The sequence below is a fragment of the Marinactinospora thermotolerans DSM 45154 genome (assembly GCF_900167435.1).
In the GTDB taxonomy this organism is placed as follows: Bacteria; Actinomycetota; Actinomycetes; order Streptosporangiales; family Streptosporangiaceae; genus Marinactinospora; species Marinactinospora thermotolerans.
The window spans coordinates 158,530-166,600 of the sequence record NZ_FUWS01000008.1 but is presented as its reverse complement, the minus strand read 5'-3'; the positions used below and the strand labels follow the sequence as shown (position 1 = coordinate 166,600).

General features: G+C 72.5%; 7 protein-coding genes, 1 other RNA gene and 1 pseudogene. 3 read left to right on the top strand and 6 right to left on the bottom strand.

Translation table 11 applies throughout. From position 1 onward, the window contains the following. Positions 1 to 880, top strand: a pseudogene (locus tag B5D66_RS25510) (hypothetical protein); the annotation flags it as partial. A gap of 126 nt (positions 881 to 1,006) precedes the next feature. Here the strand turns inward: B5D66_RS25510 and B5D66_RS25770 are convergent. From B5D66_RS25770 to B5D66_RS15675, 6 genes are all read right to left on the bottom strand, one after another. After that, positions 1,007 to 1,159, bottom strand: a complete 153-nt coding sequence (locus tag B5D66_RS25770) for a hypothetical protein (protein ID WP_200813675.1) — start codon at positions 1,157 to 1,159, stop codon at positions 1,007 to 1,009. A gap of 983 nt (positions 1,160 to 2,142) precedes the next feature. Next, on the bottom strand, positions 2,143 to 2,574 hold the full coding sequence (locus tag B5D66_RS25155) for a hypothetical protein (protein WP_144390157.1): 432 nt from the start codon (positions 2,572 to 2,574) through the stop codon (positions 2,143 to 2,145). A gap of 320 nt (positions 2,575 to 2,894) precedes the next feature. Further along, an RNA gene (gene rnpB, locus B5D66_RS15690) (RNase P RNA component class A) lies at positions 2,895 to 3,275 on the bottom strand. Positions 3,276 to 3,318: 43 nt separating this feature from the next. Continuing rightward, positions 3,319 to 4,491, bottom strand: a complete 1,173-nt coding sequence (locus tag B5D66_RS15685) for a bifunctional RNase H/acid phosphatase (RefSeq protein WP_078762485.1) — start codon at positions 4,489 to 4,491, stop codon at positions 3,319 to 3,321. Positions 4,492 to 4,522: 31 nt separating this feature from the next. Then, a complete protein-coding gene (locus B5D66_RS15680) occupies positions 4,523 to 5,266 on the bottom strand; it encodes a zinc ribbon domain-containing protein (RefSeq protein WP_078762484.1) in 744 nt (247 codons plus the stop codon). 75 nt (positions 5,267 to 5,341) lie between these two features. Next, positions 5,342 to 6,178, bottom strand: coding sequence for a Nif3-like dinuclear metal center hexameric protein (locus B5D66_RS15675; protein WP_078762483.1), 837 nt, complete (start codon positions 6,176 to 6,178; stop codon positions 5,342 to 5,344). A 214-nt stretch (positions 6,179 to 6,392) separates the two neighbouring features. Between B5D66_RS15675 and B5D66_RS15670 the strand changes: the two genes are divergently transcribed. Together B5D66_RS15670 and B5D66_RS15665 are read left to right on the top strand one after the other, a co-directional pair. Then, the gene (locus B5D66_RS15670) at positions 6,393 to 7,355 is read left to right on the top strand and encodes a 2-dehydropantoate 2-reductase (RefSeq protein WP_078762482.1); all 963 of its coding nucleotides are present in this window, start codon (positions 6,393 to 6,395) and stop codon (positions 7,353 to 7,355) included. Between the two features lie 85 nt (positions 7,356 to 7,440). Next, positions 7,441 to 7,950, top strand: a complete 510-nt coding sequence (locus B5D66_RS15665; RefSeq protein WP_078762481.1) for an LURP-one-related/scramblase family protein — start codon at positions 7,441 to 7,443, stop codon at positions 7,948 to 7,950. Positions 7,951 to 8,071: the final 121 nt, after the last annotated feature.

Below are 8,071 nucleotides of genomic sequence, written 5' to 3'. Positions count from 1 at the left end.
CGACACCGGATCCCACAACCGCCCCGGCTACGACACCGGATCGTTCACCAACGCGACCCCACGCCCACCCGCCAACGACCCCCTCGGCGGGGCACCGTTCGGCTCTCCGCAGACGCCTGCCGCCGACACGCCCGCCCCGCTGTGGTCGGCCGGTGACACCGGGTCCCACCAACGCCCCGGTCCGTCCTCTCCCGCGGTTCCGTCGACGCCGGCGCACGGGAACTCCGACTTCACGCCACCGCAGCCCTACGACACGGGTTCCTACACCCGCGGATACGACAGCGGCCCCTACGACACCGGCTCCTACACCCGCAACGACCAGGTACCACCCGCCGCACCCACCGGCGAATACCCCAGCATGCGCGGAACCCTCCCGCCCGCCCCGGGTGGACCCGGTTACGGCGAGCCGCCGGAGCCGTCCCCGGGGTACGGCGGCGGCTACCCCGTGGAGGGGGCGGGGACGGGATGGCAATCCCCGGTGACCGAGCCTCCCGCGGTTCCGTCGACGCCGGCGCACGGGAACTCCGACTTCGCGCCACCGCAGCCCTACGACACGGGTTCCTACACCCGCGGATACGACAGCGGCCCCTACACCCGCAACGACCAGGTACCACCCGCCGCACCCACCGGCGAATACCCCAGCATGCGCGGAACCCTCCCGCCCTATGACTCCGCCTATCCCGACATGCTGGGCGACTACGGTCAGGGCCAGGGGGGAACGCCGGGACAGCCCTCCGGTGGCCACCAGGCCGGCTACGGCCATGACGGGCCGTCCGGCGGTTGGCCGTCACAGCAGAGCGGCCCGCACCCCGGCGGTCGCCACCAGGCCGACGACTACGACGCGGGGGCCTACCGCTACGACGACGGGCCGTTCCGGTAGGGAGCGGTGGTCCACGTGAGACGAGGGGCGGAGCGCCAGTGGCGCTCCGCCCCTCGTGGTCTCGGGACACCTGCCAGGGCGGCTCCCCGCTGCGGACACGCGGCCGGGCCGGCGGGGACCCTGGGGTCAGCTCGTCTCGTTCTGTTCGGGATCGTCGTCTTGCGGCTTCTCTCGTTCGTCGTTGAGCACCGGGGACGCCTGGTAACGCGCGAACCCGATGATCACGACGATCGCGACGAGGGGCACCCCGAACAACAGCACCCAGGTCAACGAGCTCATGACCACCGACCACCTAGTTGTGACGACGACGGCGACGCCTCCGGCCGTGGGGACCAGGACGGGGCGCCTTCTCCCAATCTAACGGCCTTCCCGCGTGTGTGACGGGTGCCGCACCGGGTCCACCGTACCGGCCGCTGACGATCAGGCGTAAGCCGACCGCCACAACAAACAGAAATACCAACCCATCGCCTGCGAAATTCGCTTTTCGGCTAACACAAAGGATTTAACGGGAAAACCGCTTTCTTTCCCCGTTCCCCACAGCACCGGCCCCGGGAGGGGTTCCCCTCCCGCCACCGCCCCGCCTACAGGGGTCCCGAGCGTGATCCCCTGCCCGGGAGGACTCCGGGCAGGCGCAGGCGCGCCGGCCGCTCCCCGCCCGGCGCGGAGCGCGTGCCCCTTCCCGTGTTCCTTCGAGGGGCGCGGCCGGGGAGGTGCATGCGCCCCGCCACCTCGGCCTGGACGAACCGGGCCGCGAGGTCGCGCGACCCGTCACCGGAGAGGTTCCCGACGACGGACGACCGCGCTCCCCACCGAGCCGGACGAGTCCCTGATCAAAGCGGCCCGACCGGCGCGGGGGTTCCCTGCACCTGACCGATCCTCTCCCGGGGAGACCGCGAGGTGGTGCGCGGCCTCGCTCCGCGTACCACCGTCCACCGGGGCCCCAGCGGGGCGCGGCCGACCGCCTTCGTCGGCCGGGACCTCGCCGCTCGGGGTTTCGGGCCCACGGCCTCGCCCACCTGTGCCGGCGGCGCCCGGCCCCGGAGCCGGCGGGAAGCGGAGCCCGCTCTCCCGACGGCCCCGGCGCCCCGGGGTGCGCCGGCGCGCCCCCTGGAGGCGGACACGCGGCGGCCCCGCCGGTTCCCTTACGCGGGGACGCGACGGGGCCGCGGTACGGAGGAGAGGCGTGTCACCGTAGGGGACGGGAGGGGGCGAATGGGCCCTCGCCCGGGTCCCGGTGCCGTTCCGCCTCACTCATCGGACCATCAGTCCTTGTCGTGGTCCTTCCCCTTGCCGTGTCCGTGTCCGTAGTCGCCGTGGCCCTTGCCGTGACCGTGACCGTGACCGTAGCCGTAGTCGTCGTAGTCGTGGCCATGGCCGTACCAACCGTGACCGAATCCCGGGCCGAACCAGCCGTGACCGAAGCCGGGGCCGAACCAGCCGTGACCGGGGCGGTACCAGTGACAGTGGTATCCGCGGTACTTGCCGTGCTTCTTGTAGTGGCACTTCTTGTGGCCGTGGCCGTACGGTTTGGCGCGATCGCGATCGTCATGGCGTGTCTGCACGCTGCTGGAGCTCGCCGAAGACGAGGTGGATTCGGCGCTGGGGGCGCTGGCCGACGCGACAGCCGAGCCTCCCAAAGCCAGGGAAGGGACCAGAATGGTCGCGAACGCGACTCGGCGCAGGGTGTTGTTCATACGAATCGCCGTCCTCCGTGAGGATGTGACCTGACGATCTGCCAGGACAGCTCCTTACGAGGGGTCTCCCGTCGCCCGCGTCTTCACCGACGGCAGAGGCCCCGGAGCTCTTCACAAGTTTTGTCGCGACCTCGCCAATTCCGAACAGCGCCGCGGTCATCGCTCCTCAAAATCCGGCGAAAGTGACATAACTACACGTAATGGCAGAGTCGCGGTACGCGCACACGATCACGACGGCGCGGAAAGACGGCAGAGGAGGACATGTGCGACGGGGACGGTGAACACCGTCCCCAGGCCGGCCCCCCGGACGGGGAGGCGAGGGGGAGAGTCGGCCGGTAAGCCGGATTCTGTCGGTCCGCCGGACCGGACGGCCATCCATCTGGGACCCCCGTTGCCGGTGGCCTCGGTGCGGTCTACCCGCGGACTCGGGCGGGCCGCCCTCGAACATCCGCGCGGGAGCCCAGGGGCTCCCTTTTTGACCTTGCTCCGGGTGGGGTTTACCTAGCCGACCGGATCACTCCGGCCGCTGGTGGTCTCTTACACCACCGTTTCACCCTTACCACCGCGAGCGGTGGCGGTCTGTTTTCTGTGGCACTGTCCCGCGGGTCACCCCGGGTCGGTGTTACCGACCACCCTGCCCTGTGGAGTCCGGACTTTCCTCGACCCCGCCGAAACGGAGCCGCGACCGTCTGGCCGGCTCTCCCCGTCCTGGAATTGTACGCGCCCGGTGGCGCGCCCCGCCCCTCAGCCCGCGGGCACGCCCCGTTCCAGGTGCGCCGTGTCGTTGAACGAGCGGACCACCATCGGACCGTCGGCGAAGCAGTGGACCTCCGACAGGCAGGCGACGTCCAGGTGCATCCGGTACAACGCCTGCGGGGGAGCGAGCATCGCCTGCTGGAGCAGCACCTTGATGGGCGTGACATGGCTGACGACGAGCACCGTGCGCCCGACGTGGCGGGCCAGCAGACGGTCGCGGGCCGCGGCGACCCTGCGCGCCGCCGCGGCGAAGGACTCCCCGCCGGGCGGAGCGATCTCGGGGTCGGCCAGCCAGCGCGTGACCTCCTCGGGGAAGCGTTCCCGGGCCTCCGCGAACGTCAACCCCTCCCATTCGCCGAAGTCGACCTCGCGGAAACCGTCCTCCACCTCCACCGGCACCGCCGTCTCCTCGACGACGTGGGCGGCGGTGTCACGGCTGCGCCGCAGCGGCGAGGTGACGACGACGTCGATGCCACGCCCGGCCAGCCTGCGAGCCGCGGCACGGGCCTGCTCATGCCCCTCGGCGGTGAGCTCGACATCGCCGACCCCGGCGAAGCGGCGGTCGACCGACAAGGGGGTCTGCCCATGGCGCAGCAGGAGCAGGCGCGTGGGCCTCATATCGGGGGCGGCCCACCCGGGGACGGCGGAAGGCGCGCCCGCCTGTTCGGCGGCACGTTCCCCCGGCTCCTCCGAAAGGGTCAGTTGCCGCGGACGCTCCGCGGCGGCCTCACGGTGGATCGGCCGTCCCTTCGCCGCCGCGTCCATCGCCTCGTTGGCCAGCCGGTCGGCGTGCCCGTTCTCGGCCCGCGGCACCCAGGTGTAGCGGACCCCGCCGAACCCGGCCGCCACGTCCCTGGCCCGCCGCGCCAACGGCTGCATGTCGGGGTGCTTGATCCGCCACCGGCCCGACATCTGCTCCACGACGAGCTTGGAGTCCATGCGGACCTCGACCTGGGCGTCGGGGGCGATCCGCGCCGCGGCCTCCAGGCCCGCGATGAGCCCCCGGTACTCGGCCACATTGTTGGTCGCCACACCGATCGACTCGGCCACCTCCGCGAGCAGCTCGCCGGTGCCGGCGTCCCGGACCAGCGCGCCGAACCCCGCCGGCCCGGGATTGCCCCGGGACCCCCCGTCGGCCTCGACGACGACACGACGGCTCACCGCGGCTCCTCCCGCCCGGTTTCCGGCGCGGTCACAGCCCGGAGTCCGTCGTACGGACGAGGATGCGGCGGCACTCCTCGCACCGCAGCACCTCGTCGGAGAGCGCCGCCCGGATCTCGTTGAGCTCGGCGGTGCTCAGGGCGAGCTTGCACCCCTCGCAGCGCCCGTAGCGCAACGCCGCCGCGCCGACGCCGTTGTGCTGTTCGCGCAACCGGGTGTAGAGCGCGAGGAGGTCGTCGGGGATCTCGGCGGCGACCCGGGCACGCCGCTCGGCCGTGGCGGCCTCCTCGTCCCTGATGCCGCTCGCCGCCATGAAACGGCGCTCCTCCGCGGCGGTGCGCTCCTCGGTCAGGGCCTCCAGACGGCCGCGCAGCTCCACGACGCGCGCCTGGGCGGTCTCGCGGCGCTCCATCACGTCCAAGACGATCTCCTCCAGCTCGCCCTGACGGCGTTGGAGGGAGGCGATCTCCGACTGCAACCGCTCCAGTTCCTTGGGGGAACCGACCCTTCCCGCGTTGAGCCGCTCGGTGTCGCGTTCGGCACGGACACGGACCTGGTCGACGTCGGCCTCGGCCTTGCGCTGCTCGCGGTCCAGGTCGCCCAGCGCGGTCTCCGCCGCGGCCAGGGCGTTGCGCAACTCGTCCAGTTCGCCGTCCAGGCGCCGGATCTCGGCCACCTCGGGGATGTTGCGGGCGCGGTGGGCCAGGCGGTCCAGCTCGGTGTCGATCTCCTGCAGGTCGAGCAGGCGCTTCTGGTCGGAGGGTTCGGCTTTCACTTGTGTCCTCGGTTCCTTCGTGTACCGCGCGTCGTGTGCGCGCGGAGTGGGGTGGGCTGCCTGGGCCGGATGGGATCAGGAACGACCGGGGGCGCCGATCACCTCGGTCCAGGCGTCGGTGACGAGCGCGGACACGCGGGTCTCCACGTTAGTCGCTTCCCCGCCCAGCGCGCGCGTCAGACGAGCCGCCCCATCGGCCAGCCAGGGCCACTCCCCCGCCCAGTGCGCGACCTCCACCAGCGCCACGCCCCCCTCCTCGGCGAACTCCGAGGCCGGGTGGTGGCGCAGGTCGGAGGTGAGGAAGACGTCGGCCCCCGCCGCGCGGGCCGCGCCCAACAGCGAGTCGCCGGCGCCACCGGAGACGGCGACCGTGCGCACCGGCCGGTCGAGATCACCACAGACCCGCACCCCCGTGGCGGTGGCCGGCAGGCCCGCCGCGGCCTGCCGGGCGAACAGGCGCAGCGGCACCGGCCGGGCCAGTTCCCCGACACGCCCGATTCCACGCCGGCCCGCGGGATCGGTGGGGTCGGGGTCCAGGGGGCGCAGGGGGCCGGAGAGACCGACAGCGGCGGCCAGCGCGTCGGAGACACCCGGATCCGCGACATCGGCGTTGGTGTGCGCCGTGTACAGGGCGGTCCCCGAGGAGATGAGCCGGTGGACCAGGCGCCCCTTGGGCGTGGTCGCGGGCACACCGTGCACGCCGCGCAGCAACAACGGGTGGTGGGTGATCAGGAGGTCCGCGTTCCAGGCGACGGCCTCCTCCACGACCGCGGCGACCGGATCGACGGCGAACATGATCCGGCTCACCTCCTGCGCCGGATCTCCGCAGACCAGCCCCACCGCGTCCCACGAGGCGGCCCAGGCCGGGTCATAGATCGATTCGAACGCCGCGATGACGTCGTGCAAGGTCAAGGATGCAGGCGCAGTAGTCACGGACGGCAGGGTAACGCCTTCCCCGCCCGGCCACCCAGCCGAGCCGGCGACACCGCGACCCAGCGTGACGAAACCGCGCCGCCCGGGAGTTAACGCCGCTGTCCACGAGCGGTGACGGGCGCGCAACACGACCGGCCCACCATCGGGGCGTGGCCGGCGAGACCCGCCGGCCCGAGCACTCGTGGAGGGCGCGATGACGGAACCGAGGAGCGCCACGGACCCCGGGACGCTGGAGCGACCCCGGCGAACGGCCGTGGTCGGAGCCGGCGCGATCGGAGCGATCGTGGCGGAGGCCCTGTACTCCAGCGGCCACCAGGTCACCCTGTGCGTGCGCCGCCCCCTGGGGGCGCTGACGGTGGAACGGGACGGGCTGCGGCGGAGGTTCCAGGCGCCCACGGCCACCCGCCCCAGCGAGGTCAGCGCACCGGTGGACTGGCTGTTCCTGGCCACCAAGGCCCACGACACCCCCCACACCCTGCACTGGATCCGGCGGCTGGCCGGTCCCTCGACCCGCGTGGTGGCGCTCCAAAACGGTGTGGACCACCACGAGCGGATCGCCCCCATGCTGGCGATGGGCACCCTTCTTCCCGCCCTCGTCTACATCGCGGCCGAGCGGCTCTCCCGGGAGCACGTCACCCACCGTTGGGGGCGCCGCCTGGTCGTGCCCGCGGGCCCCTCCGGGGAGGACCTGGCCGACCTGCTGTCCGGTTCGCACCTGGAGGTGGTCCGGGAGCCCGACTTCACCACCGCGGCCTGGCGCAAGCTGATGACGAACCTGGCGGCGAACCCGCTGACCGCGCTGACACTGCGCCGCATCGGCGTCCTCCAGCAACCGGAACTGCGCGAGCTCGCCCGGGGACTGCTCACCGAGGCGGTGACGGTCGGCCGCGCCGAGGGGGCGCGCCTGGTGATGGCCGACGTGGACCAGACCCTGGACCTGTACAGCGCCATGCACCCGCACAGCGGCACCTCCATGCTCTACGACCGGTTGGCCGGACGCGCGGTGGAGCACGACCTGATCACCGGGGCGCTCGTGCGCGCCGCCGAACGACACGACCTGCCCGTCCCCCTCAACCGGGCGGTCCTGGCACTGCTGCGCGCGCTCGGCGAGGAGGGGACCGTCGGCATCCAGTCGCTGGCGAGCGTCGGCGGTTGATCCGGGCACGGGTGGGCCTGGCCTTCGCGGCGCCCGTCCCCTAGCGTCGTAGGGGTAGCGACGGGCGGACCGAGGAGAGGCACAGATGAAGTTCCTGGTGCGCGAACGCCTCTTCGACATCGGAGACGACTACTGGATCGAGGACGAGGAGGGCCGGCGGATCTTCCTGGTCGACGGCAAGGCGCTGCGCCTGCGCACGACCTTCGTGCTGAAGGACGCCGAGGGCGCCCAGGTCGCGGTGATCCGCGCCAAGGCGCTGGCGGTGCGCGACACCATGCGCGTCGAACGCGACGGCCACACCGTCGCGACGGTCCGCAAGAAGCTGTTCAGTCCCTTCCGCGACCGGCTCGTCGTGGAACTCGCCGAGGGCGGCGCCTGGGAGGTCACCGGGGACCTGCTCGGCAAGGAGTACGCGATCGGCGACGCCGCGGGCCCCGTCGCCCAGGTGTCACGCCGCTGGTTCCGGCTGCGTGACACCTACGCCGTGGACGTCAACACCTTCCGGACCGACGCCGGCGGCGACCCCGTCCTGGTCCTGTGCGTCGCGGTGTGCGTGGACGCGATGACCCGCGGGGACGACCGGGGCGACGACTAGACGGGCGCCTCCAAGGTGGAGGGGAGCCCGCGGAGGGTCTCCTCCACCTTCTGAAGCCGGTTGCTCCGGGGGAAGAGGACTCCGGGCCTCCGATGTGCTGCTGCCCGCAGCCGGAGCCGGC